This is a genomic window from Xanthomonas sp. LMG 12460 (assembly GCF_009192895.1).
Lineage (GTDB): Bacteria > Pseudomonadota > Gammaproteobacteria > Xanthomonadales > Xanthomonadaceae > Xanthomonas_A > Xanthomonas_A sontii.
On the sequence record NZ_NKUH01000103.1, the window covers coordinates 17555 to 44145 of the forward strand.

The window sequence follows — 26591 nt, forward strand, 5'->3', positions numbered from 1 at the left end:
ATGTTTGGGAACAAGAACAGCCGCAACAGCGGCCAGACCGTGGTCGATACGCTGATCGGCGCGCAGGTGGTGATCCGCGGCGACCTGGTGTTCAGCGGCGGCCTCTACGTGGAAGGGCGCATCCTCGGCAAGGTCGTCGCCGAAGACGGCGCGCCGGCCACGTTGACCCTGTCCGAGCACGGCAGTATCGAGGGCGAGGTGCGCGCACCGGTGGTGATCATCAACGGCCAGCTGATCGGCGACGTGCATGCCGCCGAGCGCGTGGAACTGGCGTCCAAGGCACGGGTGCAGGGCAACGTGCACTACCAGGTGGTGGAGATGAACGCCGGCGCGCAGCTGACCGGGCGCCTGATCCACGCCGGCAGCCTGGCCGCACTGGCGCCGCCGGAAGCGCACCGCGAGGCCGCCGGCGACGCCGAGCCGCCGCGCGCGCTCACCGCCGAGGCTTGATTCGGCCGTCCGCCGTCCCCATTCTCCCGCCATGAGCACTCTCGTCTCCCTGCCCGGCGCCGCGCCCACGCCCGACTACCAGTCGCTGGACCGGCCGTTGAACTTCACCGCGGCCGCTGCGGCCAAGGTGCGCGAACTGATCCGCGAGGAAGGCAACGATGCGCTGGCGCTGCGCGTCTACATCCAGGGCGGCGGCTGTTCCGGCTTCCAGTACGGCTTCGAGTTCGACGAGAACCGCGCCGAGGACGACCTGGCGGTGCAGACCGACCAGGTCACCCTGCTGGTCGACCCGCTCAGCCTGCAATACCTGATGGGCGCGGAAGTGGATTACAGCGAAGGCCTGCACGGGGCGCAGTTCGTGATCCGCAATCCCAACGCCAAGACCACCTGCGGGTGCGGCAGCAGCTTCAGCGTGTAGACACGCTGCGGCTTGCGGGACGCACGGTTTGCCTGCACCCTGCGGCGCATGTCCGATCCGACGCCTGCCTCTTTCGCCTTCGCCGGTCCTGCGATCGACCGTGCCGATGCCGTACGCAACGACCCGGCCGCGCTGCGCCAGGCCTGGGAACAGGCCAGGGTGCTGGTGCTGGAAGCCGATGGCCAGGCGCATGCCGATGCCGACGGACGCCCGCTGATCGCCAGCGCCGCCGCCCTGGGCGCGCTGGCAGAGCAGGCCATCTTCCTTGGCCTGGACCAGGATCAGGCCTGGTTCGCGCTGGCCGCCGACGCGCTGCCGCAGGCGCTGGCGCCGCCGCAGCGCATCGACCTGCGCCGCGCCGCGGCCGAGTGGCCGGCGCCGGAGGCGGGCCTGTTCGCCTACGCCCGCGCGATGCTGCACTGGCAATCGCGCACCCGTTTCTGCGGCGTGTGCGGCGGCACCATCGCGTTGCAGCGCGGCGGCTTCCTCGGCGTCTGCACGCAGTGCGCCAGCGAACACTATCCGCGGGTGGATCCGGCGGTGATCGTCGCGGTCAGCGATGGCCGGCGCCTGCTGCTGGGGCGCCAGGCGAGCTGGCCGGCGCGGCGCTACTCGGTGATCGCCGGCTTCGTCGAGCCCGGCGAATCGCTGGAACAGACGGTGGCGCGCGAAGTGGCCGAAGAGACCCTGGTGCGGGTGCGGCCGGGCAGCTGCCGTTACTACGGCGCGCAGCCGTGGCCGTTTCCTGGCGCGCTGATGCTGGGCTTCAGTGCGCAGGCGGAGGCGGACACGCCGCAGGTCGACGGCGAACTGGAAGACGCGCGCTGGTTCGAGCGCGAGGAGGTCGGCGCCGCGCTGGCGCGCCTGGCGGCGCAGGGCGACAGTGCCGACGATGGGCACGGCCTGCGTCTGCCGCCACGCATCTCCATCGCCCGCGCGCTGATCGAGGATTGGTACCGGCACGGCGCGCCGGCCTGACCGCGCCGGTACGTTCCGCGCACCCGCTTCAGAACGGTCCCGGAGGACCTGCATGTTCACGACCCTCGTCGCTGTGATCGTCGCCCTGGTGCTGGGCCATGTCGCGCCCGGCATGGTGGCCTCGTTGCGCCGCTTCGACGCCTTCGGCGACTGGCTGAGCTGGCTGGACACGCATGCCGGCGAGGGCAGCGCCTGGCGCGGCCGCTACGGCATCGCGCTGGCGCTGCTGCCGCCGCTGCTGCTGGTCGGCCTGCTGCAGTGGCTGCTGGCGGCACCGCACCTGGGCCTGCTGATCCTGCTGTTCGGGATCGTGGTGCTGGCCTTCAGCTGGGGTCCGCGCGACCTGGACACCGACGTCGAGGCGATCATCGACGCCGATGACGCCAGCGCGCGGCGCCTGGCGGTGGCGCAACTGCAGGCCGATGGCGGGCCGCTGCGTGAGGATCCGGCCGGGCTGGTCGAGGCGGTGGCGGTCAGCGCGCTGCGGCGCTGGTTCGCGGTGCTGTTCTGGTTCCTGTTGCTGGGGCCGTTCGGCGCGCTGGGTTATCGGCTGCTGGCGCTGGCTGCGGTCGGCCCCTATGCCGCGCGGCTGCCGCCGGCGACCGCCGCCGGCGCGCGCGCGTTGCTGGCGGCGCTGGAATGGCCGGTGGCGCACCTGATGACCTTCTCGCTGGCCCTGGTCGGCAATTTCGAAGCGGTGTTCGGCGCCTGGCGCGCCGCCGGCGGCAAGCGGTGGCAACTGGACACCGGCTTTCTCGGGCCGGTGGCGTGCGCCAGCGTACGCGGCGAACTCGATGCCGAGGCGCACGACTACAGCGACGCGGGCATGGTGGTGCCGGCGCTGCGGCGCCTGCCCGAACTGCGCGATGCGATGAGCCAGGTGTGGCGGGTGCTGCTGCTGTGGCTGGTGCTGCTGGCGCTGCTGGTGATCGCCGGCTGGGTCAGCTGAGCAAGGCGCCGAGAATCGCCTACGCGCAGGCGCTTGCTCGCGCCCGGTGCGAATCGCAAGGTGTTGCGTCCGGCTAGTGCGGCGCCAGCAGGGTGAACGGGAACCACGGCAGGTTGCGCGCGATCCAGTAGCCCGGCAGCGCGACCAGCCAGAAATTCGGCCGCGAGATCACGCTCACGACTGGCGCAAACCAGGCCGCGCGCCAGCCGGCCTTCCAGGCAATCAGGCCCGGCAACAGGGCCAGGCCCAGCATCGCGCCGGGATTCATCGCGAACGCGCCGACCGGGTCCAGGTGCACCAGCGCATGCAGGGCGCGGGTCATGCCGCAGCCCGGGCAGTAATAGCCGGTGAGCGCATGGAACATGCACGGTGCGAACGGGTTGTTCGCGGCATTGGGATCGAAGCGGTACAGCAGCGTGGCGCCGCCGGCCGCGAATGCGGCGGCGGCGCCCAGGCACGCCCGTTGTTGCCAGGCGCGCATGCCGATCAGCTCGCGTGCTGGATCTGCTGCATGTAGTCCATGTAGCTCTGCATGCCGCCGGTGGCGACCATGACGGCATTGATCAGAAGGCCGATGATGGCCAGTGCGGTGGTCACCCAGCACCAGGTCTTGGCGGTGTTGGAGGCGCGGCGCGCGCCTTCCAGGTCGCCCTGGTTGAGCAGGCCGTTGACCTTGCTGGAGAACACGATGGCGACGATGCCGGTGATCAGCGCCGGGCAGCACAGGCAGAAGCCGAGCACCGTCGAGATGATCGCCCAGGCCAGGTGGTTGGGAACCGGACCGGGGACGCCGGAGGCGGGAGGCGGCGGGGGCGCGACGGGGCTGACGGTACTCATGTGGATCTCCTGGATGGGTGGTGCACGGCAGTCGGTGAGTCTAGACGAGTCGCTGCGGTGCGGAGGTGGCGGGCCGTCAGTGCGGCGCGAGCAGCGTGAAGGGATACCAGGGCAGATTGCGCAGCAGCGCATAGCCGAGCAGCACCCATAGCCATAATCGCGGGTCGGCGAGGATCTTCAGCAGCGGCGCGAGCGGGCGCAGGCGCAGGCCGGCGGCGTTGAGCGCCATGATCGCCAGCAGCGGCAGTGCCACCACCAGCAGGGGATTGCTGGTCCAGGCATGGGCCAGGTCCAGGTGCACCAGCGCGTGCAGGCAGCGGGTACTGCCGCAGCCGGGGCAATACAGGCCGGTGAGGGCGCGAAACGGGCAGCCCGGTAGTGGATTGCCGGGGACATTCGGATCGATCCGACGCAGCACCACGGTGGCCACCACCGCGGCGCCGCTCAGTGCGACCAGCGGCAGCCAGCGGGGCAGGGACTGCAGGCGCTGAAGGGACATGGCAGGCGGACGATCGCGTGGTCGGCCGCCGTCGCAGGCGACGGCGGCCGCGGCGCTCAGGACATGGACGATTGCTGCATCATGCCCAGGCCGCCCAGGGCGAAGAGGAAGATCATGTACAGCACGATCAGCACCACCGAGGTCGCCGCCGAGTAGATCGCCCACTTCTTGGCCTTGTCCGACGAATCGCGCGCACCGGCCACATCGCCCGCGGCGAGCTTGGTGTTGACCTGCGAGGCGTAGACGATGGACACGATGCCCAGCGGCAGACAGCAGAACAGCGTGGTCAGGATCGCCCAGACGAGGTTGTTGGACACTTGCGGTGCGGTGGTATTCATCCGTGTTACTCCGGTGGTTGGGTGGTGGAACGGGAAACGGTGGGGGTCAGTTGCCGGCCAGGCTGCCGATCGCCTCCAGCAGGATGGCCACGAAGATCCACACGACGACCAGGATCGGCGACGCGAGCGCCCACCAGCCGGCCTTGCGTGCGGCGGCGCGCGCGCCCTCGATGTCGCCGGCAGCGCGGCGGCCATCCACCTGCGCCGCGTAGACGATGGACACGATGCCCAGCGGCAGGCAGCAGAACAGCGTGGACAGGATCGCCCAGACCATGTTGTTGGGCACATAGACGCCCGCGTTGGGCGCTGCTGGTGGTTCGGGCTGGTTCACTGTCCGCTCGGTCCTTCGCACTGGACGCCACGGCCTGTGGCGTCTCCCCTGAGGTTAATTTACCCGAAGCGCGTGCCCAGGGCACCTGCGCCGCACTCAGGCGGCATCGCCACGCAGCCTTTTCACCTGCGCCTCCAACGTCTCGGCGGTGGCCTGGGCCCCGGCTACCGGCGCATCGGCGATCACCTCGATGTGGGCGCGGAAGCGCCGCGGCACGCGCATGCGCCGCAGCCGCGAATCGCGCTTGCTCCACATGCTGGTCCACATGTTGCGCAGCGCCATCGGTACCACCGGCACCGCGCGCCGGGCCAGGATCTTCTCCACGCCGGACTTGAACGCGGCGATCTCGCCGTCCTTGGTCAGCGCGCCTTCGGGGAAGATGCACACCAGCTCGCCCTCGGCCAGCGCGGCGTCGATGGCGTCGAACGCGCGCTGCATCAGCTCGGGATCCTCGCGCGCCCCGGCGATCGGAATCGCCTTGGCGGTGCGGAAGATCCAGCGCATCACCGGAATGTTGAAGATGCGGTAGTACATGACGAAACGCACCGGTCGCGGGATCGCCGCGGCCAGCACCAGCGCGTCCATGTAGCTGACGTGGTTGCACACGATCAGCGCCGCGCCCTCCTCCGGCACGTGGCGTTCGACGCCGTGCAGGCGCAGCCGGTACAGGGTGCGCACCATCACCCAGCTGAGGAAGCGCATCAGGAACTCGGGCACGATGCTGAAGATCCAGATCGCCACCACCGCGTTGGCGATGGCCAGCGCCAGGAACACCTGCGGGATGCTCAGCCCGGGCAGCGGGATGCGCATGCCGAACAGGTGCAGTTCCTGCATCTGCAGGACGATGCCGATCATCGCCGCCAGCACGATGAACAGCGAGTTCTGGATGTTGAGCCCGGCGATGACGCGCGACAGTTCCGCCTTCGGCGTGCGGCTCTGGATCAGCGCGAACAGCGGCACCACGAACAGGCCGGTGCACAGGCCGATGCCGACCAGGTCGAGCATGATCCGCCAGCTGCCGGCCTGGTGGACGAACTGGCCGATGCCCAGGCCGGTCTGCAGCGCGGCGCCAGGGCGGGCGAAGTACAGGTCGAGCATGAAGGCGCTGATGCCGAACGCGCCCAGCGGCACCAGGCCGATCTCGACGGTGCGCCCGGACAGCTTCTCGCACAGCAACGAGCCGGTGCCGGTGCCGATCGAGAACAGCGCCAGGGCGAAGATGTACAGGTCCTGCGCGCCGCCCAGGTTGAGTTCGGCGTAGGTCGGCAACTGCGCGGTGAGCACGGTGCCGACGAACCAGAACCAGGACACGCCGAGCACGGCGTTGCGCACCGCCAGCTGGCGCCGGGTCAGGCGCATGATCGCCAGCGATTCCGGCAGCGGGTTCCAGTTGATCTTCAGCTCGGGTGCGCCGGCGTCGACCTTGGGGATGCAGCGCGCCATCAGGTTGCCGGTGACCGCCAGCGCGACCACCGCGGTGGCGGCGGCCACCGGCCCGTGGCTGCCGGCGATCTGGAAGATCAGCCCACCCAGGATCATGCCGCACAGGATCGAGATCGAGGTGCCCATCTCGACCAGGCCGTTGCCGCCGGTCAGTTCCTCCGGCTTGAGCACCGACGGCAGTATCGAATACTTCACCGGCCCGAACAGGGTCGACTGCAGGCCGGTGCAGAACAGCGCCACCAGCAGCACCGCCATGTTCTCGGTCAGGAAGCCGACCGCGGCCAGCGACATGATGCCGATCTCCATCGTGGTGGTGATGACCACCAGCCGCGACTTTTCCAGCTTCTCGGCGATCTGCCCGGCCAGCGAGGAGAACAGGAAGTACGGCAGGATGAACAGTGCCGGCGCCAGGTTGGTGTACAGCGTGCGCTGCTCCGGGGTCACGCCCAGATAGAACAGCAGGCCGATGATCGCCTGCCGGTACACGTTGTCGTTGAACGCGCCCAGCGACTGGACCACGAAGAACGGCAGAAAGCGGCGTTGCCGCAACAGGGCGAACTGGCTGTGGGCGGACATGCAGGCTCCTTTGCGAACGCGCGCAGCCTAGCAGGTTCGCCGCGCGCGCAGGCGCGGCGCGCGGCGGCCGGTGCTGGCGCTGTCGGTTGCGGCCTGCAGGGCGTCGCGCTGGGCGCGCAGCAGGGCGATGAAGGCGCGTGCGGCCGGGGTCGGATCCGGCCGCCACACGGCGTAGGTGAGGAAGCGGAAGCGCTCGCGCAATGCCACCGTCGCCACACCGTGCATGCCGGTGGCCATGGTCTGCGGCACTACCGCCAGGCCCAGGTCCTCGGCCACCAGTTGCCGCTGCAGGTCGGCATGGGTGACCTCGTACTGCAGGCGCTGGCGCAGGCCGGCGGCGGCGAAGGCGCGGTCGATGATGCCGCGCACGCCGGCGCCGGGGATCAGCCCGGCCATCGGCGCGTCTTCCAGGTCGCGCAGGGAGACCTGGCGGCGCGCGGCGAAGCGGTTGCCGGGTGCGGCGATCAGCGCCAGCGGTTCCTCGTGCAGCAGCAGGTGTTGCGGCGGCAGCGCCACGTGCGGGCCGACCCCGACCAGGGCCACGTCGAGCCGGCCTTCGCCCAGTTCCAGCAGCAGCGCATCGCTCATGCCGGTGCGCAGGTGCACGTCCACCGCGCTGTGCGCTTCGCGGAAGCGGCGCAGCACCGCCGGCACCTGCACCGCGTTCAACGAGGAGATCTGCCCGATCTGCAGGCGGCCACGCACCGTGCCCAGGGTCTGCGCCATTTCCTCGTGCAGGCGTTCGGCGGCGCGCAGGGTGGCGCGCGCGTTGTGCAGGAACACCTCGCCGGCGGCGGTGGCCCGCACGTGGCGCGCCCCGCGTTCGAACAGGCGCGCGCCCAGCGCCTGCTCGATCTTGGCGATCTGGTGGCTCAGCGCCGACTGCACGGTGTGGCAGCGGCGTGCGGCCGCGGTGAAGCTGCCTTCCTCGGCGACGGCGACGGCGAATTCGAGCTGGCGCAGGGTCAGCATGGCGCTGCCTGGCGCGCACGGTGGCGAGGCCGCAGCCGATCCGCGCCGGGGCTGCATGCGCCACGCGCCGTCTGTCGCAGTGCCCGCCTCATGCTGTGCGCCCGAGCCGCTTGCGCCATTGCTGGCGCAGCCACAGGCGGATGTTGTAGCGGCGCTTGCGGCTCATGAACGGGTAGCGCAGGGTGATGCCGAGCAGGCCGCGCAGCGTGTCGAGCCGCGGCGCCTGCGCGGGCAGCGCGTCGCAGCGCACCGAGATGCGGTCGCAGCCGGCGTCGTGGGTGCGGTGGATGACGTCGGCACGCATGATCAGCAGATCGCCGACCGCGAGGTGCGGCACCACCTTGTGCGCTTCCAGGTCGAAGCCGATCTTCCAGCCGGGGCTGGCGTCGTACAGATCCTCGATCGCGTACCAGTCGCCGATGGCCAGGGCCTCGCCAGGAAAGCGCAGCCGGAACCAGTCCAGCGTGTCGGCCTCCACGCAGCGGAAGCGCAGCGCGCCGCGGCCCTGGATGCGCTGGTGCAGCTGCGGATCCAGCCGCGCGACCACGTCGTCGGCGACGATGGCCACGTTGGCCAGGTCGGCATCGGGCTTGCGCACCGGCATGTAGCAGATCAGGTAGTTGCGGTGGTCGCCATGCAGGAAATAGCTGAAGTGATCCAGGTGCCAGTTGAGCGCGCCGCCCGGCGCGGTCTTCGGATCGCGGTGCTGGTCGAACGGCAGACGTAGGCTTGGCGCAGCATGGCTTTCGCGGATGCGGATGGCGCAGTAGCCGAAGCGATCGACCGCGATCGCCAGGCCCATGGCCGCTGCCACCGCCGGCACGGTGGCGGCGATGCGGGCCTGGATGCGCTGCATGTCCGCCGCCGGCAGGTCGCCGATCACGCCGTCGTGGAACTTCTCGGCGCCTTCCAGGAAGCGCAGCAGGCTGTCGGGAATGTCGCCGTCGCCCAGGAAGCCGCGGACCACCGCATACCCGTGCTGCTGCAGCGCCTCGGCGATGTCGGTGCTGGGCATGGTGCGGGTTCCTTCGGCGCGGGGGCGGTGGTGGGGCGGCGCTCCAGTCCGGACGCCGCCTGCGTTCGAAGCGGCGGCCCCGGCGAACCGGCCGGCCTGTCGGCGCGGGAATCACGCTATCTCGAAAACAGATGGAAGTGGTGAAAAAAATGCGTTTGAAAGATCGCTGCCACCGCCACAGACTGCGCCCCTCCCCACGATCCGGTGTCCGTCCATGGAAACGACTTCGCATCCGCCGATGCGCCGCGGCCTGGTGCTGCTGATGGCCACCGCCACCGGCCTGGCGGTGGCCAGCAACTACTACGCGCAGCCGCTGCTGGAGGTGCTGGCGCAGACCTTCGCCATCGACGTGCGCCGCGCCGGTGCGGTGGTCACCACCGCGCAGCTGGCCTACGCCGCCGGCCTGCTGTTCCTGGTGCCGCTGGGCGACCGCTTCGAGCGCCGCAGCCTGATCGTCGGGCTGTATGCGCTCAGCGCGGTCGGCCTGCTGGTCAGCGCGATGGCGCACAGCTTCGCGTTGCTGCTGCTCGGCACCTTGATCACCGGCCTGAGTTCGGTGGCGGCGCAGATCCTGGTGCCGTTCGCCGCGACCCTGGCCGCGCCGCACGAGCGCGGCCGGGTCATCGGCACGGTGATGAGCGGCCTGCTGCTGGGCATCCTGTTGGCGCGCACGGTGTCCGGCCTGCTGGCCGGGATCGGCGGCTGGCACACCGTGTACTGGGTCGCGGCGGCGCTGATCCTGGTGGCCTCGGGGCTGCTGTGGCGCGGCCTGCCACGGCACCCGGGCAACCCGCACCTGTCCTATCCGCACCTGATCGGTTCGGTGCTGGCGCTGCTGCGCGACGAGCCGGTGCTGCGCGCGCGCTCGGTGCTGGGCGGGCTGCTGTTCGCCGGCTTCAGCATGTTCTGGACCACCCTGGCGTTCCTGCTGTCCGGCCCGGACTACCGCTACGGCACCGCCACCATCGGCCTGTTCGGGCTGATCGGCGCGGCCGGCGCGTTCGCCGCCAACCTGTCCGGCAAGCTGTCCGACCGCGGCGCCGGCCATCTGGTCGGCTGGGGCGGCCTGGTCATGCTGCTGCTGTCGTGGCTGCTGTTGCTCGGCGCGCCGCACTCGCTGTGGCTGCTGATCGCCGGCGTGGTGCTGCTGGACGTGGCGGTGCAGGGCGTGCACATCGGCAACCAGAGCGTGATCTACCAACTGGATCCGGCCGCGCGCAACCGCATCACCTCGGCCTACGTCACCTGCTATTTCATCGGCGGTGCGATCGGGTCCAGCCTCGGCACCGCGGCCTATGCCTACGCCGGCTGGCGCGGGGTAGCGCTCGGCGGTGCGGCGCTGGCGGTGGTGGCGCTGCTGTGGATGGGCCTCAGCGTGCGGCCGGCGCGGCAAGCGCCGGCGCAGGCGCCGACGGCACCGTCGCGGCAGTGACCGCCTGCGCGGCGTCGCGCAGCTTGGGCAGCAGGCGCAGGGTCAGCGCGAGCTGGTTGCGCACCAGCCGGCGCTTGGCCTCGTCGATGCCGTCCTCGCGCTCCAGCGCCTCGGCCAGTGCGATCTCGGCCGGCTCGTCGGCGGCCGGCAGCGCACGTCGTTCCGCAAGCGCGTCGGCCAGCGCGCCCAGAGCCTGCGGCAGGTAGTCGCCGGCGCGGGCGATGTCCGGATCGGTCTCGCCGGCCAGCGCCGCCCGATGCGCGCCCAGCGCCGACAGATAGCCGAGCAAGGTGTTGGACAAAGCCAGGAAGCGGAAGCCGGCATCGAGGTTGCGGCGGTAGCGGCCGGGCTCGCGCAGCATGTTCGACAGCGCCACCGACAGCGCGGCGTCGGCGTTGTGCATGTCGCGGCGGGCGATGCGGTAGGGCAGGTCGTCGCGCATGCCGCTGCGGTACTGCTCCAGCACCTGCGCCAGGTAGCGCGCGCTGCTGGACAGCACCGTCGCCAGCACCTGGTTGAGGCGACGGCCCTGCCAGTCCGGCAGGATCAGGAACGAGGCGGCGGCGGCGATCGCGCAGCCGATCAGGGTGTCGAGCAGGCGCGGCCAGATCAGCATGAAGCCGTCGCCGATCAGGTTGAAGCAGAACAGCGCCATCACCGTGATCGCCGCGGTGGCGAGCATGTAGCGGTCGGTGCGGGTGACGAAGAACACCAGCGTGCCGAGCAGGGCGAACAGCAACTGCAGCTCGGTGCCCGGGAACAGCTGCATCAGCGCCCACGCCGCGCCCAGGCCGATCAGGGTGCCGGCGATGCGCTGGGCCAGGCGCAGGCGGGTGGCGCCGTAGTTGGGCCGGCACACGAAGGCGGTGGTCAGCAGGATCCAGTAGCCGTTGCTGGCGTGGATCGACTGCATGATGGCGTAGCCCACCACCAGCGCAATCGCCATGCGCAGCCCGTGCCGGAACAGCACCGAGCCGGGCGTGAGCTGCTGGCCCAGGCGCCGCAGCATCTCGCGCAGGGTGTGCGGCGAGGAGTCGCGCAGGCGGGTGTCGAGGGTGTCGCTGGTGGTGTCCGATTGCGCGGCCTCGGCCAGGCGCCGCTCGATGCTGTGCAGGTTGGTCACCAGCAATTCCAGCGAGCCGAGCAGCCGCGCCTGCCGTGGGTCGGCACGGGCGTGCAGGAAATCCAGCGACTCGCGCAGGTCGGTGGTGGCCTGCTGGGTCTGCTCGCCGTAGTCGAACGGCTGGCGCAGCCGGATCGCCTCGCCCAGCGCCGCGCAGGCCTTGCCCTGCAGGGCAAGCAGGCGCTGGCAGCGGTACAGCACGTCGCTGTGGAAGAACGCGTCGGTCAGCGCCTCGTACGGGTAGTGCGAGGAACTGGCGCGCTCGTGGAAGTCCTGCGCCATGTAGTACAGGCGGAAATACAGGCCCGACTGCACGCCGGGCCGGCCGGAGCGGCCGAAGCGGCTGATGATCGCGGTCTTGGCCGCGTTGAGTGCGGCCACCACCTGCGCGTTCTGCTCGGCCAGCGCCAGCCGCCGCGCGTGCAGGTCGCTCTGCCGCACCGGCTCGAACAGGGCCGCCTTGAGCCGCAGGTAGCGGCCCAGCTCCAGGTACAGCCGCGACAACCGCTCGCGCACCGGCCGGTTGGCGAACAGCACCGTCCACAGCACCGACAGCACCGCGTACCAGCCGGCGCCGAGCAGCAGCAAGGCCACGCCGTGCCAGGCGTTGCCGCCGACATGGCCGTTCTGGGTGCCGTGGTCCAGGCCGATCATCGCGTAGATCGCCAGCGCCACCGTGGCCTGGGCGATGGAGGCGTAGCGTTCGCCGAGCGCGCCGAGCAGGGTCAGGGCGAAGGTGGACAGCGCCAGGCCGGCCGCGAACGGCCACGGATACGGGAACAACAGCACCACCGCGGCCGCGGCGGCGGCGAAACACAGCAGCGACAGCAGCACCGACTTGATCCGGCCCAGCCAGTTGTCGTCGGTCTCGGCGATGGCGCTGGCGATGGTGCCCAGGAAAATCGCCGGCACCGCCTCCAGTTGCTGCAGGTGCCAGCACACGCCCATCGCCACCGCCAGCGCGATGAACACGCGCAGCCCGTAGCTGGCCTTTTCGTGGGCCCACAGGCGGCTGAGGCGGGTTTCGATCGAGGGGGTCGGCACGGCGACACGATAGCGCACCGTCGCTGTATGCGATCCCCTTTTAGAGGCCGGCTCAGACCGCGAGTTGTCGCAGGCGTGCGTCCAGCAGCGCCGGGAAGCGTTTGTACCAGGTCTGGTTGAGCGGCGAGGGATGCGGCAGCGGGTACAGCGTCACGCGGCGGGTGCGGCGGCCGTCCTCGCTGCGCAGCTCCACCTCGGTCTGCGCCTGGAAGCGGTCCTCACGCGCCCACAACGCCTCCAGCGCCGCGCGCACCTCGCGCGGCTGGTCGATGCCGAACCACAGGAAGGCCTCGCGGCTAGGGCGTGTCGTCCATTCCCGAGGATACCGCGTTGGGTCTGGCAGGCGCGCGGCCGGCGTTGCGTGGCGCAGCGCCTGACTGGCCGTCAGGTCAAGCCGCGCGGCGCCGGCCGCGCGCCTGCCAGGCCCAACCCGAAGGGCCGTGATTGCGCGCGCCCGTGACCGCGTCATCGCTCGGGCGTGGACGGACGTCCACTTCCTCCCTCTTCCTTGCCACAGGCACGCGCAATCACGGCGCGGCATGCTCGGGAACGGATGACGCGCCCTAGGGTGAGGATGGCATCGCCGCGCCACTGCTCGAGCAGCAGGCGCCGCATCAGCGGGTGGAAGCGCCGCTTCACCGGCATCGACCACGCCTTGTTGCCCACCGGCTTGTACGGCACGGTGTTGAGCCAGAAGGCGACGCGGCCGGCCTCGAGCCCGGCCGCGAAGTCGGGCATCTCCGCGCCGTGGTGCCGGTGCCGGTACAGCGCCTTGCGCACCAGTTGGCCGCCGCTGCCGACGAAGGGCGCGCCGTGTTCCACCTCGCTGCGGCCCGGGTCGCGACCGAGGATGCACACCTTCGCATCGCGGCGGCCCAGGCCGATGATGGGATCGAGCGGATCCTTGCCGCAGGCGGCATAGGCCGCGGTATCGATGCCGTCGGTCTGCGCGGCGAGCGCGCGGAAGCGGGTGCGGAGAGCGGGGGAGAGGGCCATGGAGCGTGTGCGAATCGGTGGGGAATCCAGGCTAGCGCAGCGGCGATGGTGGCTGCGTGCGGGCTTCCACGCGAGAGCGGTGTGCGCTCCTTGTGGGAGGGACACCAGTCCCGGCAAGCGAGGATGTCAGCCGCACTTTGAGCTTCACTCGTCGCGGCTGAAGCCGCTCCCACAGGGAGTGGGTCGGGTGTCCTTGTGGGAGGGACTTCAGTCCCGACGCTGGATGATGTCAGCCGGCATCGGGCTTTGCTCGTCGCGGCTGAAGCCGCTCCCACAGGGAGTGGGTCGGGTGTCCTTGTGGGAGGAACTTCAGTCCCGACGCCGGATGGTGTCAGCCGTCATCGGGCTTCGCTCGTCGCGGCTGAAGCCGCTCCCACAGGGAGTGGGTCGGGTGTCGTTGTGGGAGGGACTTCAGTCTCTACGCCGGATGGTGTCAGCCAGCATCGGGCTTTGCTCGTCGCGGCTGAAGCCGCTCCCACAGGGAGTGGATCGGATGTCCTTGTGGGAGGGACTTCAGTCCCGACGCCGGGTGGTGTCAGCCAGCATCGGGCTTTGCTCGTCGCGGCTGAAGCCGCTCCCCCAGGGAGTGGGTCGGGTGTCCTTGTGGGAGGGACTTCAGTCCCGACGCCGGATGGTGTCAGCCAGCATCGGGCTTTGCTCGTCGCGGCTGAAGCCGCTCCCACAAGGAGTGGATCGGGTGTCCTTGTGGGAGGAACTTCAGTCCCGACGCTGGATGATGTCAGCGAGCGCTGGGCTTTGCTCGTCGCGGCCGAAGCCGCTCCTGCCCGTGGCGACGTGCTACGCCCCCTGCTCGCGCGCGATCGCGCGCCAGCCGATGTCATGGCGGTGGAATTCGCTGGCCCAGTGAATCTGCTCCACGCCGGCATACGCATGCCGCTGCGCCTCGGCCACGCTGTCGCCCAGCGCCGCCACGCACAGCACGCGGCCGCCGGCGCTGAGCACCCGGCCCTGCGCGTCCAGCGTGGTGCCGGCATGGAACACCTTGGCGTTGCCCGGCACCGCGTCCAGGCCGGTGATCGCTTCGCCGGTGACCGGGGTTTCCGGATACGGCGCCGCCGCCAGCACCACGCCCAGCGACGGGCGCGGATCCCACTGCGCCTCGGTGGCGTGCAGGCGCTCGTCGAGCGCGGCCTCGAGCAGGTCGAGCAGGTCCGACTGCAGACGCAGCATCACCGGCTGCGTTTCCGGGTCGCCGAAGCGCACGTTGAACTCGATCACCTTGGGCGCGCCGCTGGCGTCGATCATCAGCCCGGCGTACAGGAAACCGGTGAACGGCACGCCGTCGTCGCGCATGCCGCGCACGGTCGGCTCGACCACCTCGCGCATCACCCGCGCGTGCACCTCGGGCGTCACCACCGGCGCCGGCGAGTACGCGCCCATGCCGCCGGTGTTGGGGCCGGTGTCGCCGTCGCCGACGCGCTTGTGGTCCTGGCTGGTGGCCATCGGCAGCGCGGTGTGGCCGTCGACCATGGAAATGAAGCTGGCTTCCTCGCCGTCGAGGAATTCCTCGATCACCACGCGCGCGCCAGCGTCGCCGAACGCGTTGCCGGACAGCATGTCGCGCACCGCGGCCTCGGCCTCGTCCAGCGACATCGCCACGATCACGCCCTTGCCGGCGGCCAGGCCGTCGGCCTTGATCACGATCGGCGCGCCCTTGTCGCGGACATAGGCCAGCGCGGCCTCGACCTCGGTGTGCACGGCGTAGAACGCGGTGGGAATACCGTGGCGCTGCAGGAAATCCTTGGCGTAGGCCTTGCTGCCTTCCAACTGCGCGGCGGCAGCGCTGGGGCCGAAGATGCGCAGCCCGGCGGCGCGGAAGCGGTCGACCACGCCCAGCACCAGCGGCACTTCCGGGCCGACCACGGTCAGTGCCACGCCTTCGTCCAGGGCCAGCGCGAGCAGTCCGTCGAGGTCGTTGACCTTGACCGGCACGTTGCGGCACTTGGCCTCGCCGGCGGTACCGGCATTGCCGGGCGCGACCAGCACTTCGTCGACACGGGGGGACTGGGCCAGCTTCCAGGCCAGGGCGTGTTCGCGGCCGCCGGAGCCGATGACGAGCAGTTTCATCGCGGAATTCCAGATTGCAGGGGAAAGGGGAACGGCTGCGCCGGGCGCGCGCGCCTCACGTGCAGCCTTCGCGCTGCAGCGCCTCGGGGAAATGGTAGGTCCAGGTCTTCGCGTCCAGGGCGAAGCGGTGGCTGCGCTGCACCGGGCGCTGGCCGCACTCCGTGCCGGTTTCCTCGATCAGCAGCGGCCAGACGCGGGCGGCGTGGTCGCGGTCGTCGAAGCGCAGGGCGAAGTCGATGGCGAACTGGCCAGCCTTGCAGTCCGCGGCCGCATCGGCGGCATCGCAGTCGGCGGCGGCGCTGTTGTCGATGTGGCTGCGCACGCTGCCGGCGTCCACCAGGCCCTTGGGGCCGGGTAGGATCAGGGTCTGCGATTGCAGCGCGTAGCCCTGGCCGAACCAGCCGTCCTCGACGCGGAACCCGTAGAAATCGCTGCCGGCGCGGACGATGCCGACCTCGCCGGGCTGGCCCTGGCTGCCGTAGGTGCCGCCGGTGCGCTCGGCGGCGACGGCGAAGCCCTGGCCCTCGGGGCGCAACACGTAGAAGTCGATGGTGCCCGGTTCGGGATGGCCGGCGTCGCGCAGCGCGCCGCACACCGCCAGCAACTGCTGCCAGCCGTCGCCGGTGACCACCGGCTGTTCGGCGCACACCTGCCAGTCCACCGCATGGCTGTCGCCCCCCTGGGTCCATTGCCCCGGCCAATGCCCGGCGAGCGTCGCGGCGCTACCGTAGCGTTGCTGCAGGAACGTCTGCAGGCGCGCGGTGCGGCTGACGTGCGCGGGCGCGGCGGCGCTGGCGGGCGCGGCCGCAGGTGCGGCGCTGGGGGCGGGGGGCGCGGCCGGCGTGCAACCGCCCAGCACGAGGGCACCGGCCACGGCCAGCACGGCGAGCGGACGGGGCACGACAGCGGACAGGCGCATCGCTGCAGACCTCAGTGGCGGAAGTGGCGCACGCCGGTGAACACCATGGCGATGCCGTGCTCGTCGGCCGCGGCGATCACTTCGGCGTCGCGCATCGAACCGCCCGGCTGGATCACCGCCTTGATGCCGGCCGCGGCGGCGGCGTCGATGCCGTCGCGGAACGGGAAGAACGCATCGGAGGCCATCACCGAGCCCTCCACGGCCAGGCCGGCGTCGGTGGCCTTGATCCCGGCGATACGCGCCGAGTACACCCGGCTCATCTGCCCGGCACCGACGCCGATGGTGCGGTGGTCCTTGGCGTAGACGATGGCGTTGGACTTGACGTACTTGGCCACCTTCCACGCGAACAGCAGGTCATCGAACTGCGCCTCGGTCGGCGCCAGCCGGGTCACCACCTTCAGCGCATCGCGCGGCACCACGTGCGCGTCGCTGGTCTGCAGCAGGATGCCGGAGCCGACCCGCTTGCTGTCGATGCCGTAGGCGCCGTCGCCGGCGGGGATGCGCAGCACGCGCACGTTGGCCTTCTTCTTGGCGTACTCCAGCGCGGCGTCGTCGTAGTCGGGGGCGATCAGCACTTCGACGAACTGGCGGTCCAGGATCGCCTGCGCGGTGGCCGCATCCAGGCGCCGGTTGAAGGCGATGATGCCGCCGAAGGCGCTGGTCGGGTCGGTGGCGTAGGCCAGTTCGTAGGCATCGCCGCAGCCGGCGCCGACCGCCACGCCGCACGGGTTGGCGTGCTTGACGATGACGCAGGCCGGCGCATCGAACTGGCGCACGCACTCCCAGGCCGCATCGCTGTCGGCGATGTTGTTGTAGGACAGCTCCTTGCCCTGCAGCTGGGTGAAGGTGGCCAGGGTGCCGGGCGTGGGGGAGAGGTCGCGGTAGAACGCGGCCTGCTGGTGCGGGTTCTCGCCGTAGCGCAGTTCCATCACCTTGACGAAGCTGGAGTTCATCTGCGCCGGGAACGCGCTGCGCGTGGGCACGGCGGCGTCGCTGGCGGTGACCGCGGACAGGTAGTTGCTGATCGCCGCGTCGTACTGGGCGACGCGGTTGAACGCGGCCACGGCCAGGGCGAAGCGTTTGGCCGCCGACAGCCGGCCGTCGTTGGCCTCCAGCTCGGCCAGCAGTTCGGCGTACTGCGCCGGGTCGGTGGCCACCGCCACGCGGGCGAAGTTCTTGGCCGCCGAGCGCAGCATCGCCGGGCCGCCGATGTCGATGTTCTCCACCGCGTCGGCGAGCGTGCAGTCGGCCTTGGCGGTGACCGCCTCGAACGGATACAGGTTGAGCACCAGCAGGTCGATCGCGGCGATGCCGTGCTCGGCCATCACCGCATCGTCGGTGCCGGCGCGGCCGAGCAGGCCGCCGTGCACCAGCGGGTGCAGGGTCTTGACCCGGCCGTCCATCATTTCCGGGAAGCCGGTCAGTTCGGACACGTCCTTCACCGCCAGCCCGGCCTCGCGCAGCGCCTTGGCGGTGCCGCCGGTGGACAGCAGTTCGACGTTGCGCGCGGCCAGCGCGCGGGCCAAGTCGATCAGGCCGGTCTTGTCGGAAACGGACAGCAGCGCCCGGCGCACGGGCAGGAAATCGGAGGACATGGGGCAGGGCGGGGGCAGCGGAACGGGCCGCCATTGTAGGCGCTGAGGCCCGCCGACGCCCGGCCGGGCGGGCCTACGGGCCTGCGGATCGCGTGGGCGGCGGCGCTGGCACACGGTGTGCGCGCCTCGCCGTGGAGCCGCGCGCGCGGTGCGTGCGGACCGTGCAGAACACCTGCGCCGTGGCTTCGGCCGCGCGCGCAGCCGCTGCGATGCATTAGGCTGTCGCCGCCCCGCCCTCGCCGTCAGGACCACGCGCGTGTCGATCTATGCCCTCAAAGGACGTTTCCAGGACCTGCTGCGGCCCGGCGTGCGCGTGCTGTACCGGCTCGGCGTCACCGCCAACCAGGTGACGGCGGCCGCGGCGCTGCTGTCGCTGCTGGTCGCCGCGGTGGTCTACACGCAAGGCGCGGCGCAACCGCTGTGGTACGCGCTGCTGCCGCTGTGGATGCTGCTGCGGATGGCCTTGAACGCGGTGGACGGCATGCTGGCGCGCGAGTTCGGCCAGCAGTCGCGGCTGGGCGCCTACCTCAACGAACTATGCGACGTGGTCGCCGATGCGGCGCTGTACCTGAGCCTGCTCGGCGTGCCCGGCGTCGGTGCCGGCTGGCTGTGGCTGATGGCGCTGACCGCGGCCTTGACCGAATATGCCGGCGTGCTCGGGCTGATGGTCGGCGCCAGCCGCCGCTACGATGGGCCGATGGGCAAGAGCGACCGTGCCTTCGTCATCGGCGTGCTGGGGCTGCTGCTGGCCGGCGCCTGGATCGGCGCGGCGACGGTCACGGCCGTCGCCATGGCGGTGGCGCTGTTGTGCGCGGCGACCGTGCTGCGCCGGGTCGCGGCGGGATTGCGCGAGGCGGCGGCACGCGCGTGAGCGGGGCGGCCGGCGTGGCCGCGGCGAACAGGGATTCAAGACAGACAAGGAATCGGCAACGGATGCGGCAGGTCAACGAAAGCGAATTCGCCAGTTTCGACGGCACACGATTGTTCTACCGGCACTGGCCGGCCACGACGCCGGCGGCGCCGCCGCGGGCGGTGGTGCTGCTGCACCGTGGCCACGAGCATTCCGGGCGGGTCATGCACCTGGCCGAGGAACTGGGCCTGGACGAGTGCGCGCTGTTCGCCTGGGATGCGCGCGGCAACGGCCGCTCGCCCGGCGCGCGCGGCGACGCGCCCGGCTTCTCGGCGCTGGTGCGCGACCTGGACCGCTTCGTCGCGCACATCGGCGAGGTCCACGGCATCGCCGTGCAGGACATCGTGGTGGTGGCGCAGAGCGTGGGCGCGGTGGTCGCCAGCACCTGGGTGCACGACTACGCGCCGCCGCTGCGCGCGCTGGTGCTGGCCTCGCCGGCGTTCAAGGTCAAGCTGTACGTGCCGTTCGCGCGGCCCGGGCTGGCCCTGATGCAGACGCTGCGCGGCAACTTCTTCGTCAACAGCTACGTCAAGCCGCAGTGGCTGACCCACGACCCGGCGCGGGTCGAGAGCTACCGCAACGATCCGCTGATCACCCGGCCGATCTCGGTGCGCGTGCTGCTGGGCCTGTACGCGGCGGCGGATCGCGTGGTCGGCGATGCGCAGGCGATCACCGTGCCGGTGCAATTGCTGGTGTCCGGCAGCGACTTCGTGGTGCACCGCGGCCCGCAGGACCGCTTTTACGAGCGCCTGTCCTCGCCGGTGAAGGAGCGCCACCTGCTGCCCGGTTTCTTCCACGACACGCTGGGCGAGCGCGATCGCGCGCCGGCGCTGGCGCAGATCCGTCGCTTCGTGCGCGAGCGCTTCGCCGAGGAACCGGCATTGCCCAGTCTGCGCCACGCGCACCGCCGCGGGCCGACCTTCGAGGAAGCCGAGCGTCTGGCCTGGCCACCGGAACGGTACAGCCTGCAGGATCTGCGCTGGCGCGGCGTGCGCGCCGGCCTGCGCCTGGGCGGGCAGCTCTCCGAAGGCATCGCCCTCGGCCTGCAGACCGGTTTCGATTCCGGCAGCACGCTGGACTACATCTACCGCGACCAGGCGGCCGGGCGCGGCCCGCTGGGGCGGATGATCGACCGCAACTACCTGGATGCGATCGGCTGGCGCGGCATCCGCGTGCGTCGCCAGCATCTGCATGAGCTGCTGGGCCTGGCGATGCAGCGGCTGCGTGCCGCCGGCCTGCCGGTGCGCGCGCTGGACATCGCCGCCGGCCACGGCCGCTACGTGCTCGAAGCGCTGGCCGGCGGCAGCCAGCGCGCCGACGCGATCCTGTTGCGCGATTTCAGCCCCTTGAACGTGGCGCAGGGTCGCGCGCTGATCGCCACGCTCGGCGCCACCGACATCGCCCGCTTCGAACAGGGCGACGCCTTCGACCGCGACGCGCTGGCCGCGCTGCAGCCGCGGCCGACGCTGGCGGTGGTGTCGGGCCTGTACGAGCTGTTCCCGGACAACGACCAGGTGCTGCGCTCGCTGCAGGGCGTGGCCGCGGCGGTGGAGCCGGGCGGCTACCTGGCCTACACCGGCCAGCCCTGGCATCCGCAGCTGGAGTTCATCGCCCGCGCGCTGACCAGCCACCGCGGCGGCGCGGCCTGGGTGATGCGCCGGCGTACCCAGCAGGAGATGGACGAACTGGTGCGCACGGCCGGCTTCCGCAAGCTGGAGCAGCGCATCGACGAATGGGGCATCTTCACCGTGTCGCTGGCGCAGCGGATCGCGCCATGAGCGCCGCGGCCGCGCGGCCGTGGCGGCGGGCGCTGGCCTGGCTGGCGCTGCTGGGGCCGTTCTTCTTCCTCAGCTACGGCCTGGCCAACACGCTGGCCGCGCGTCGCGCCGCCGTGCCGTCGCTGCCGTTCGCCTGGGAAACCCAGATCCCGTTCTGGCCGTGGACCATCGTGCCGTACTGGTCGATCGACCTGTTCTACGTGATCTCGTTCTTCGTCTGCCGCACGCGTGTCGAACTGGACACGCATGCGCGGCGTCTGCTCACCGCGCAACTGCTGGCGGTGGGCTGCTTCCTGCTGTGGCCGTTGCGCTTCAGTTTCGAGCGGCCGCCGACCGAGGGCGTGTTCGGCTGGCTGTTCGCGGTGCTGCTCGGCTTCGACAAGCCGTTCAACCAGGCGCCGTCGCTGCACATCGTGCTGCTGGTGGTGCTGTGGGTGCGCTATGCGCAGCACCTGCACGGGCTGGCGCGGCTGGCCCTGCACGGTTGGTTCGCGCTGATCGGCCTGTCGGTGCTGACCACCTACCAGCATCATTTCCTCGACGTGCCCACCGGCCTGGCCGCCGGCTGGCTGTGCGTGTGGCTGTGGCCGGAGCGCATCGCCGCGCCGTGGCGCGCCGCGGCACCCGCGCGCGATCCGCGGCGCTGGCGTCTGGCCGCGCTGTACCTGCTCGGCAGCGCGGTCTGCGTGGCCGCCGCACGCGCGCTCGGCGGCGCCGGCTGGTGGCTGCTGTGGCCGGCGCTGTCGCTGCTGCTGGTGGCGCTCAGTTACGCGCTGCTCGGCCCGCCGGGCATGCAGAAACGTGACGACGGCCGCCTGAGCCTGGCCGCGCGCTGGCTGTACGCGCCGTACCTGGCCGCCGCCTGGCTCAACTCGCGTGCCTGGACCTGGCGCGATCCTGCGCCGCGCGAGATCGCCGACGGCGTCTGGCTCGGGCGCCTGCCCGGCCGCGGCGAGCGCACGCGCTTCGCCGCGGTGGTCGATGTCAGTGCCGAACTGTCGTTGCGCGAGGCGCAGGCGCACGACCGTGTGGTGCCGATGCTGGACCTGGTGGCGCCGCCGGCCGCGGCCTTGCGCGCGGCCGCCGACGCGATCGCGGCGGCGCGCACGCACGGCGCGGTGCTGGCCTGCTGCGCGCTGGGCTATTCGCGCAGTGCGGCCGCGGTGGCCACCTGGCTGCTGCGCAGCGGCCGTGCCGCCACGCTGGACGACGCGCTGGCCCTGTTGCGGGCGCGCGCGCCACGCATCGTGCTGGGACCGGCGCAGCGTGCCGCCATCGCCGCCGCCTGCACCGCGCCGCCGGCGCCGCTGCAGGCGCAGGAGGTGCCGGCATGAGCACGCCGCTGGAACTGCGCACGATGGCGGCGGTGTTGCGCCAGGGTGCGCCGCTGGATCGGCTGTCGCTGCTGTTGCTCGCGCTGACGGTGGCGCTGGCGGCGTGGTACGCCGGCGGCGGCGCGCTGCTTGCGGTGGTCTGGTGCGGCGTCGCCGCGTTGGCGGGCCTGTTGCAGCGCTACTGGGCGGCGCGGGTCGGCCTGGACGTGGCGCTGCTTGAAGCGGTGCTGGCCGAACCGGACCTGCCGCGCGCCGGTGCCGATCTGGACGCGGCCCTGCAGCGATTGGGCCTGCTGCGCATGCTGCCGCCGCCACGCGACTGGCTGGCGCGCTGGCAGGGCATGCGCCGCCTGCTGCGGCGGCAGCTGCTGTGTTTCGCCCTGCAGGTTCTGTCACTGCTGCTGGCACTGTGCTCGGCGCCCGCTGGCTGGGGAGCGCTGCGATGACGCGAACGCCGACGCCACTGCTGCCGGCCAGCGTCGATCCCGATCACGCGGCGTTGTGGCAGCGTCTGCAGGCCGACGACTTCGGCGAGGGCGAGACGGCGTTGGCGGCGTTCGAGCGTCGCGTCGCCGAGGAGGCCGGCGTGTCGCCGGCGCTGGCCACGCAACTGGTCGAGGAATACCGGCGTTTCTGCTTCCTGGCCTGCGTCGCCGGCGAAGAGATCACGCCGAGTCCGCTGGTCGACCAGGCCTGGCATGCACACCTCACCGACACCCGCGAATACTGGCAGCGGTTCTGTCCACAGGTGCTGCGCCGCACCCTGCACCACCACCCCGGGCGCGGCGACCCGGCCGACGCCGCGCGCTTCCAGGCCCAGTACGCGGCCACCCTGGCGCATTACCGGCACTACTTCGGCGAACCGCCAACGGCGTGCTGGCCGGCCCCGGCCGGCACGCGGCCGCCCGCGCCGGCACCGCGCCAGGCACGCACGCGCCGCAGCGCGCCCACGCGCCGCGGCGTCGCCCTGTGGGGCTGGATGCTGGGCGTTGCCCTGCTGTTCGCAGTGCTCTGGCAACGCCACGGTCCGCTGTCGCCGCTGCACTGGCCGGGACCGCCGTTCCTGCTGCTGTTCCTGGCCGGCATCGGCCTGGCCTGGAGCCTGGGCGCGCGCCTGCGCCTGGCCGTGCGCGGACTGCGCCGCGCCGCGCTCGACACGTCGCTCGATGCCACCGAACTGGCCTATCTGGCCGGCGGCAGCGAACGCGTCGCCGACCAGCAGTTGGCTCTGCTGCTGGCGGCCGGCGCGGTGCGCCTGCAGGCGGAGCCGCACGTGCGCCGCCAGGCGCGGCTGCAGTCCACCACGGTCGCGGTACCGCCGGCGCTGCAACGCGCGCTGGCGATCGTGCGCGCGCAGCCGCACCTGCGCCCGGCGCTGGCCGCGTTGCAGCGTGATGCCGCGCCGCTGCGTCGGGCGCTGGTCGCCAAGGGGCTGTGGCTGGGCCACGGGCAGGCGCTGTGCGCCCGCCTGTTCGGCGCCGCGCCGTTGCTGGCGCTGTGGACCCTGGGCGTGATGAAGGTGCGGATCGGCCTGCAGTTGCAGCGCCCGATCGGCTTTCTGGTGGCGGCGATGGTGGTGGTCAGCGTCGTTGCGCTCGGCTTCCTGCTCACGCCGCCGCGGCGCAGCGTCGCCGGCGATGCCTTGCTGGCCGACCGCGAGGCGGCCTGGCGCGATGGCGTCGCCGCGCCCTCGCTGGCGCCCGGTTCGCACCTGGCGCTGCCGCTGGCCCTGGCCGGTACCAGCGTGCTGATGACCACGCCCTGGGCCGACTATCACGCCTTGCGTGCGCCCGCAGCCAACGGCCGCGGCGGCAGCTGTTCGACCAGCAACTGCGGTGGGGGAGGTGGCAGCAGCGACGGCGGCAGCAGTTGCGGCGGGGGTGGCTGCGGCGGCTGTGGAGGCGGCGACTGATGGCCGCTTCGACCTGGCAGGCGCGGCGGGCGCAGTGGCGCGCGCGGCTGGCGCTGGCGTTGCGCGCGCGTGGGGCCACGCCCAATGGCGTGTCCTGGACCGGACTGGCGTGCGCGGTGCTGGCGGCGCTGATGTTCGCCCTGGCCTGGCGCGAGCCGCCGGCCAATGCCGCCGCGCTGCTGGTGCTGGCGGCGCTGGCGCTGCAGGCGCGGCTGCTGTGCAACCGCCTGGACGGGCTGCTGGCGCAGCAGGCGCAGATGATCGGCCGTGCCGGGGCGGTGTACAACGAAGCGCCGGACCGGTTGTCGGACGTGGCGGTGTGCCTGGGCGTGGGCTATGGCCTGCAGCCGGTGCTGGGCGTCGGTGCGGAGCTGGGCTGGGCCGCTGCGCTGGTGTGCATGGGCACCGCCTACGTGCGCATGCTCGGCCTGGCCTGCGCGGTGCGCGAACCGTTGCAGGGGCCGATGGCGCGCGTGCAGCGCATGCATTGGCTGTCGCTGGCCGCGTTGGCGGCGGCCGCTGCATTGCTGCTGCAGCACGCCACACTGGCCTACATGCTGCTTGCCGTGGCGCTGGCGCTGTTGATCGCCGCCGCCGCCCTGACCATCGTGATTCGCGTGCGCGCCATCGTGCGCGAACTGGAGTGGAAATGATCGCCCGTCTGATCGCCCGCGGCTGCAGTGCCGCGATCCGTCTGCTCACCGGCGCACGTGCGCTGTGGCGCGGCTGCATGCCGTCCAGCGAGCGCCGCGTGTACTACGGCAACCACGCCAGCCACGGCGATTTCGTGCTGATCTGGTCGTCGTTGCCGGCAGCGCTGCGACGCGAGGTGCGGCCGGTGGCGGCGGCCGACTATTGGCAGCGCGACGCGTTGCGCCGCTACCTGATCCACGCGGTGTTCAACGGCGTGCTGATCGAGCGCGATCCGCAGCAGCGCCAGCGCGATCCGATCGCCTGCCTGTGCGAGGCGGTCGACAGCGGCGGCTCGCTGATCCTGTTCCCGGAAGGCACGCGCAATACCGAGGAGGGGCTGCTGCCGTTCAAGAGCGGTCTCTATCACCTGGCACGGCAGCGCCCGGAACTGGAGTTCGTGCCGGTGTGGATCGACAACCTCAAGCGGGTGATGCCCAAGGGCAAGTGGCTGCCGTTGCCGTTGCTGTGCACCACCACCTTCGGCGAACCGCTGCGGCTGGGCGCCGGCGAGGACAAGCAGGCCTTCCTCGATCGCGCGCGCGCGGCCTTGTTGGCGTTGGCGCCGGAGCAGGCGGAGGCCGCCCGATGAATCCGATCGCGCTGAGCGAACACCTGCAGCAATCCTCGCTGCGGCAACAGACGGTATGGCTGTTCCTGGGCATCGCCACGGTGCTGGTGGTGGCCACGCTGATCGCCGAGACCCTGCGCTGGCGCGCGCGCGAACGGCCCAGCGCGGTGCTGGACAACCTGGTGGCGCGGATCCGCGCCTGGTGGGTGATGGCGACGGTGGTGGCGTTGGCGTTCGCCTTCGGACGGCTCGGCGTGATCGTGCTGTTCGCGCTGGTGTCGCTGTTTGCGCTGCGCGAGTTCATCACCCTCACTCCCACCCGGCGCGGTGACTACTACGCGCTGCTGGCCGCGTTCTACGTGGTGCTGCCGTGGCAGTACTGGCTGGTGTGGAGCGACTGGTACGGCCTGTACACGCTGCTGATCCCGGTCTACGCGTTCCTGGTGCTGCCGATCCTGTCCACCATCGGCGGCGACACCACGCGCTACCTGGAGCGCACCGCCAAGGTGCAGTGGGGGCTGATGATCAGCGTGTTCTGCATCTCGCACGTGCCGGCGCTGCTGAACCTGCGCATTCCCGGCTACGAGGACCGCAACCTGCTGCTGTTCGCGTTCCTGGTGATCGTGGTGCAGTCCTCCGACGTGCTGCAGTACGTGTGGGGCAAGCTGCTGGGCCGGCACCTGATCGCGCCCAAGCTGTCGCCGTCCAAGACCGTGGAAGGTTTCGTCGGCGGCATCCTCTCGGCCAGCCTGCTCGGCGCGGCGCTGTGGTGGATCACCCCGTTCTCGCCGCTGCAGGCGTTCGCGCTGGCGCTGGTCGCCAACCTGATGGGCTTCTTCGGCGGCCTGGTGATGTCGGCGATCAAGCGCGACCGCGGCATCAAGGACTGGGGCCACATGATCGAAGGCCACGGCGGCGTGCTCGATCGATTGGACTCGGTGTGCTTCGCGGCGCCGGTGTTCTTCCACCTGATCCGCTATGGGTGGGTGTGAGGGCGGGGAGTGGGGATGGTGGGATTGGGGATTCGTTGGAGTGGCGCGCGCTGCGAGTGTTGCGCCTGCGTAGGAGCGGCGTCAGCCGCGATGCTTTACCGAGAGCGCGTAACGGCTGATCGCGCAGGAGCACAGCATGGCTTCTGCACCCGCATCTTCAGACGATGTCGCGTCGGGGCTGAAGCCCCTCCCACAATGGCGAGGCGCCGCGTTCGGCGTTCTGTGGTTTCTTCGCTGCGGTAGCGCGTTTGCTATCGCCAGGGTGGGTTTCAGGCGTCGCGGCTGAAGCCGCACCTATGAGGGCGATGTGCAGGCGCTACACGCTGGGTCGCGATGTGTGTCGGATCGCTTGACACTCAAGTCATGCAGGACAGTACGCTGGATTCCCGATTCCCGATTCC

General features: G+C 71.3%; 27 protein-coding genes. 13 read left to right on the top strand and 14 right to left on the bottom strand.

The features are described 5' to 3' along the window. The 4 genes from CEK66_RS18090 to CEK66_RS18105 are packed head-to-tail and all read left to right on the top strand — an operon-like array spanning window position 1 to window position 2795. The gene (locus CEK66_RS18090; RefSeq protein ID WP_017908989.1) at window positions 1–450 is read left to right on the top strand and encodes a polymer-forming cytoskeletal protein; all 450 of its coding nucleotides are present in this window, start codon (window positions 1–3) and stop codon (window positions 448–450) included. Window positions 451–481: 31 nt separating this feature from the next. Further along, the gene (gene erpA / locus CEK66_RS18095; RefSeq protein WP_017908990.1) at window positions 482–868 is read left to right on the top strand and encodes an iron-sulfur cluster insertion protein ErpA; all 387 of its coding nucleotides are present in this window, start codon (window positions 482–484) and stop codon (window positions 866–868) included. Between the two features lie 48 nt (window positions 869–916). Beyond that, on the top strand, window positions 917–1846 hold the full coding sequence (gene nudC, locus CEK66_RS18100) for an NAD(+) diphosphatase (RefSeq protein ID WP_152237834.1): 930 nt from the start codon (window positions 917–919) through the stop codon (window positions 1844–1846). Between the two features lie 52 nt (window positions 1847–1898). Next, complete coding sequence (locus tag CEK66_RS18105) at window positions 1899–2795, top strand: membrane protein (RefSeq protein ID WP_043093566.1); 897 nt, start codon at window positions 1899–1901, stop codon at window positions 2793–2795. A gap of 73 nt (window positions 2796–2868) precedes the next feature. Here CEK66_RS18105 and CEK66_RS18110 read toward each other — a convergent pair whose 3' ends face one another. From CEK66_RS18110 to CEK66_RS18145, 8 genes are all read right to left on the bottom strand, one after another. Next, window positions 2869–3276, bottom strand: coding sequence for a DUF2752 domain-containing protein (locus tag CEK66_RS18110; RefSeq protein ID WP_152237835.1), 408 nt, complete (start codon window positions 3274–3276; stop codon window positions 2869–2871). A 5-nt stretch (window positions 3277–3281) separates the two neighbouring features. Continuing rightward, window positions 3282–3632 (bottom strand): CD225/dispanin family protein, encoded by a 351-nt coding sequence (locus tag CEK66_RS18115; protein WP_017912540.1) that lies wholly within the window; start codon window positions 3630–3632, stop codon window positions 3282–3284. Between the two features lie 76 nt (window positions 3633–3708). After that, a complete protein-coding gene (locus CEK66_RS18120) occupies window positions 3709–4131 on the bottom strand; it encodes a DUF2752 domain-containing protein (RefSeq protein ID WP_043093564.1) in 423 nt (140 codons plus the stop codon). Between the two features lie 56 nt (window positions 4132–4187). Then, window positions 4188–4469 (bottom strand): CD225/dispanin family protein, encoded by a 282-nt coding sequence (locus tag CEK66_RS18125; RefSeq protein WP_152237836.1) that lies wholly within the window; start codon window positions 4467–4469, stop codon window positions 4188–4190. 46 nt (window positions 4470–4515) lie between these two features. Further along, entirely contained in the window at window positions 4516–4743 is a 228-nt protein-coding gene (locus CEK66_RS18130) for a CD225/dispanin family protein (protein WP_017915514.1), read from the bottom strand. Between the two features lie 153 nt (window positions 4744–4896). After that, window positions 4897–6819: an MFS transporter gene (locus CEK66_RS18135; RefSeq protein WP_152237837.1), complete on the bottom strand. Its 1923-nt coding sequence runs from the start codon at window positions 6817–6819 to the stop codon at window positions 4897–4899. 27 nt (window positions 6820–6846) lie between these two features. Further along, entirely contained in the window at window positions 6847–7791 is a 945-nt protein-coding gene (locus CEK66_RS18140) for a LysR family transcriptional regulator (protein WP_043093558.1), read from the bottom strand. Window positions 7792–7879: 88 nt separating this feature from the next. Further along, window positions 7880–8806: a hypothetical protein gene (locus CEK66_RS18145; RefSeq protein ID WP_152237838.1), complete on the bottom strand. Its 927-nt coding sequence runs from the start codon at window positions 8804–8806 to the stop codon at window positions 7880–7882. Between the two features lie 214 nt (window positions 8807–9020). On the opposite strand from CEK66_RS18145, the gene CEK66_RS18150 reads away from it, so the two are divergent. Then, window positions 9021–10238 carry an MFS transporter gene (locus CEK66_RS18150; RefSeq protein ID WP_152237839.1) on the top strand — a complete coding sequence of 406 codons (1218 nt, stop codon included), beginning with the start codon at window positions 9021–9023 and terminating at the stop codon, window positions 10236–10238. On the opposite strand, the gene yccS is transcribed toward CEK66_RS18150, so the two are convergent. The 6 genes from yccS to purH form a co-directional block, all read right to left on the bottom strand. Beyond that, the gene (yccS, locus tag CEK66_RS18155) at window positions 10177–12405 is read right to left on the bottom strand and encodes a YccS family putative transporter (protein ID WP_152237840.1); all 2229 of its coding nucleotides are present in this window, start codon (window positions 12403–12405) and stop codon (window positions 10177–10179) included. The genes CEK66_RS18150 and yccS overlap by 62 nt on opposite strands. Before the next feature lie 52 nt (window positions 12406–12457). Further along, a complete protein-coding gene (locus CEK66_RS18160; protein ID WP_226978673.1) occupies window positions 12458–12658 on the bottom strand; it encodes a hypothetical protein in 201 nt (66 codons plus the stop codon). A gap of 212 nt (window positions 12659–12870) precedes the next feature. Beyond that, window positions 12871–13401 (bottom strand): uracil-DNA glycosylase family protein, encoded by a 531-nt coding sequence (locus tag CEK66_RS18165; protein WP_226978674.1) that lies wholly within the window; start codon window positions 13399–13401, stop codon window positions 12871–12873. Window positions 13402–14199: 798 nt separating this feature from the next. After that, window positions 14200–15489 (bottom strand): phosphoribosylamine--glycine ligase, encoded by a 1290-nt coding sequence (gene purD / locus CEK66_RS18170; protein WP_152237841.1) that lies wholly within the window; start codon window positions 15487–15489, stop codon window positions 14200–14202. A 55-nt stretch (window positions 15490–15544) separates the two neighbouring features. Continuing rightward, window positions 15545–16408, bottom strand: a complete 864-nt coding sequence (locus tag CEK66_RS18175) for a hypothetical protein (protein WP_193312707.1) — start codon at window positions 16406–16408, stop codon at window positions 15545–15547. An 11-nt stretch (window positions 16409–16419) separates the two neighbouring features. Then, on the bottom strand, window positions 16420–18003 hold the full coding sequence (gene purH / locus CEK66_RS18180; RefSeq protein WP_152181636.1) for a bifunctional phosphoribosylaminoimidazolecarboxamide formyltransferase/IMP cyclohydrolase: 1584 nt from the start codon (window positions 18001–18003) through the stop codon (window positions 16420–16422). 256 nt (window positions 18004–18259) lie between these two features. On the opposite strand from purH, the gene CEK66_RS18185 reads away from it, so the two are divergent. The 8 genes from CEK66_RS18185 (at window position 18260) to CEK66_RS18220 (ending at window position 26190) form a co-directional block, all read left to right on the top strand. Beyond that, window positions 18260–18874: a CDP-alcohol phosphatidyltransferase family protein gene (locus CEK66_RS18185; RefSeq protein ID WP_017911013.1), complete on the top strand. Its 615-nt coding sequence runs from the start codon at window positions 18260–18262 to the stop codon at window positions 18872–18874. A gap of 62 nt (window positions 18875–18936) precedes the next feature. Further along, entirely contained in the window at window positions 18937–20691 is a 1755-nt protein-coding gene (locus CEK66_RS18190; protein ID WP_152237842.1) for a bifunctional alpha/beta hydrolase/class I SAM-dependent methyltransferase, read from the top strand. Next, on the top strand, window positions 20688–22025 hold the full coding sequence (locus CEK66_RS18195) for a phosphatase PAP2/dual specificity phosphatase family protein (RefSeq protein ID WP_152237843.1): 1338 nt from the start codon (window positions 20688–20690) through the stop codon (window positions 22023–22025). The genes CEK66_RS18190 and CEK66_RS18195 overlap by 4 nt, the downstream gene beginning before the upstream one ends. Continuing rightward, window positions 22022–22471, top strand: coding sequence for a hypothetical protein (locus CEK66_RS18200; RefSeq protein WP_152237844.1), 450 nt, complete (start codon window positions 22022–22024; stop codon window positions 22469–22471). The genes CEK66_RS18195 and CEK66_RS18200 overlap by 4 nt, the downstream gene beginning before the upstream one ends. Continuing rightward, complete coding sequence (locus CEK66_RS18205) at window positions 22468–23937, top strand: TIGR04222 domain-containing membrane protein (RefSeq protein ID WP_152237845.1); 1470 nt, start codon at window positions 22468–22470, stop codon at window positions 23935–23937. The genes CEK66_RS18200 and CEK66_RS18205 overlap by 4 nt, the downstream gene beginning before the upstream one ends. Beyond that, complete coding sequence (locus CEK66_RS18210; protein WP_152237846.1) at window positions 23937–24590, top strand: CDP-alcohol phosphatidyltransferase family protein; 654 nt, start codon at window positions 23937–23939, stop codon at window positions 24588–24590. The genes CEK66_RS18205 and CEK66_RS18210 overlap by 1 nt, the downstream gene beginning before the upstream one ends. Beyond that, window positions 24587–25219: a lysophospholipid acyltransferase family protein gene (locus CEK66_RS18215; protein WP_152237847.1), complete on the top strand. Its 633-nt coding sequence runs from the start codon at window positions 24587–24589 to the stop codon at window positions 25217–25219. Before CEK66_RS18210 ends, CEK66_RS18215 begins: the two co-directional genes overlap by 4 nt. Further along, window positions 25216–26190: a phosphatidate cytidylyltransferase gene (locus CEK66_RS18220; RefSeq protein ID WP_017909398.1), complete on the top strand. Its 975-nt coding sequence runs from the start codon at window positions 25216–25218 to the stop codon at window positions 26188–26190. The genes CEK66_RS18215 and CEK66_RS18220 overlap by 4 nt, the downstream gene beginning before the upstream one ends. Window positions 26191–26591 lie beyond the last annotated feature (401 nt).

What these genes read in the sequence shown, in the direction of transcription:
- CEK66_RS18090 (WP_017908989.1), top strand. Translation starts at nt 1, where the DNA reads ATGTTTGGGAACAAGAACAGCCGCAACAGCGGCCAGACCGTGGTCGAT.
- erpA (WP_017908990.1), top strand. Translation starts at nt 482, where the DNA reads ATGAGCACTCTCGTCTCCCTGCCCGGCGCCGCGCCCACGCCCGACTAC.
- nudC (WP_152237834.1), top strand. Translation starts at nt 917, where the DNA reads ATGTCCGATCCGACGCCTGCCTCTTTCGCCTTCGCCGGTCCTGCGATC.
- CEK66_RS18105 (WP_043093566.1), top strand. Translation starts at nt 1,899, where the DNA reads ATGTTCACGACCCTCGTCGCTGTGATCGTCGCCCTGGTGCTGGGCCAT.
- CEK66_RS18110 (WP_152237835.1), bottom strand. Translation starts at nt 3,276, where the DNA reads ATGCGCGCCTGGCAACAACGGGCGTGCCTGGGCGCCGCCGCCGCATTC.
- CEK66_RS18115 (WP_017912540.1), bottom strand. Translation starts at nt 3,632, where the DNA reads ATGAGTACCGTCAGCCCCGTCGCGCCCCCGCCGCCTCCCGCCTCCGGC.
- CEK66_RS18120 (WP_043093564.1), bottom strand. Translation starts at nt 4,131, where the DNA reads ATGTCCCTTCAGCGCCTGCAGTCCCTGCCCCGCTGGCTGCCGCTGGTC.
- CEK66_RS18125 (WP_152237836.1), bottom strand. Translation starts at nt 4,469, where the DNA reads ATGAATACCACCGCACCGCAAGTGTCCAACAACCTCGTCTGGGCGATC.
- CEK66_RS18130 (WP_017915514.1), bottom strand. Translation starts at nt 4,743, where the DNA reads ATGGTCTGGGCGATCCTGTCCACGCTGTTCTGCTGCCTGCCGCTGGGC.
- CEK66_RS18135 (WP_152237837.1), bottom strand. Translation starts at nt 6,819, where the DNA reads ATGTCCGCCCACAGCCAGTTCGCCCTGTTGCGGCAACGCCGCTTTCTG.
- CEK66_RS18140 (WP_043093558.1), bottom strand. Translation starts at nt 7,791, where the DNA reads ATGCTGACCCTGCGCCAGCTCGAATTCGCCGTCGCCGTCGCCGAGGAA.
- CEK66_RS18145 (WP_152237838.1), bottom strand. Translation starts at nt 8,806, where the DNA reads ATGCCCAGCACCGACATCGCCGAGGCGCTGCAGCAGCACGGGTATGCG.
- CEK66_RS18150 (WP_152237839.1), top strand. Translation starts at nt 9,021, where the DNA reads ATGGAAACGACTTCGCATCCGCCGATGCGCCGCGGCCTGGTGCTGCTG.
- CEK66_RS18165 (WP_226978674.1), bottom strand. Translation starts at nt 13,401, where the DNA reads ATGGCCCTCTCCCCCGCTCTCCGCACCCGCTTCCGCGCGCTCGCCGCG.
- purD (WP_152237841.1), bottom strand. Translation starts at nt 15,489, where the DNA reads ATGAAACTGCTCGTCATCGGCTCCGGCGGCCGCGAACACGCCCTGGCC.
- CEK66_RS18175 (WP_193312707.1), bottom strand. Translation starts at nt 16,408, where the DNA reads ATGCGCCTGTCCGCTGTCGTGCCCCGTCCGCTCGCCGTGCTGGCCGTG.
- purH (WP_152181636.1), bottom strand. Translation starts at nt 18,003, where the DNA reads ATGTCCTCCGATTTCCTGCCCGTGCGCCGGGCGCTGCTGTCCGTTTCC.
- CEK66_RS18190 (WP_152237842.1), top strand. Translation starts at nt 18,937, where the DNA reads ATGCGGCAGGTCAACGAAAGCGAATTCGCCAGTTTCGACGGCACACGA.
- CEK66_RS18195 (WP_152237843.1), top strand. Translation starts at nt 20,688, where the DNA reads ATGAGCGCCGCGGCCGCGCGGCCGTGGCGGCGGGCGCTGGCCTGGCTG.
- CEK66_RS18200 (WP_152237844.1), top strand. Translation starts at nt 22,022, where the DNA reads ATGAGCACGCCGCTGGAACTGCGCACGATGGCGGCGGTGTTGCGCCAG.
- CEK66_RS18205 (WP_152237845.1), top strand. Translation starts at nt 22,468, where the DNA reads ATGACGCGAACGCCGACGCCACTGCTGCCGGCCAGCGTCGATCCCGAT.
- CEK66_RS18210 (WP_152237846.1), top strand. Translation starts at nt 23,937, where the DNA reads ATGGCCGCTTCGACCTGGCAGGCGCGGCGGGCGCAGTGGCGCGCGCGG.
- CEK66_RS18215 (WP_152237847.1), top strand. Translation starts at nt 24,587, where the DNA reads ATGATCGCCCGTCTGATCGCCCGCGGCTGCAGTGCCGCGATCCGTCTG.
- CEK66_RS18220 (WP_017909398.1), top strand. Translation starts at nt 25,216, where the DNA reads ATGAATCCGATCGCGCTGAGCGAACACCTGCAGCAATCCTCGCTGCGG.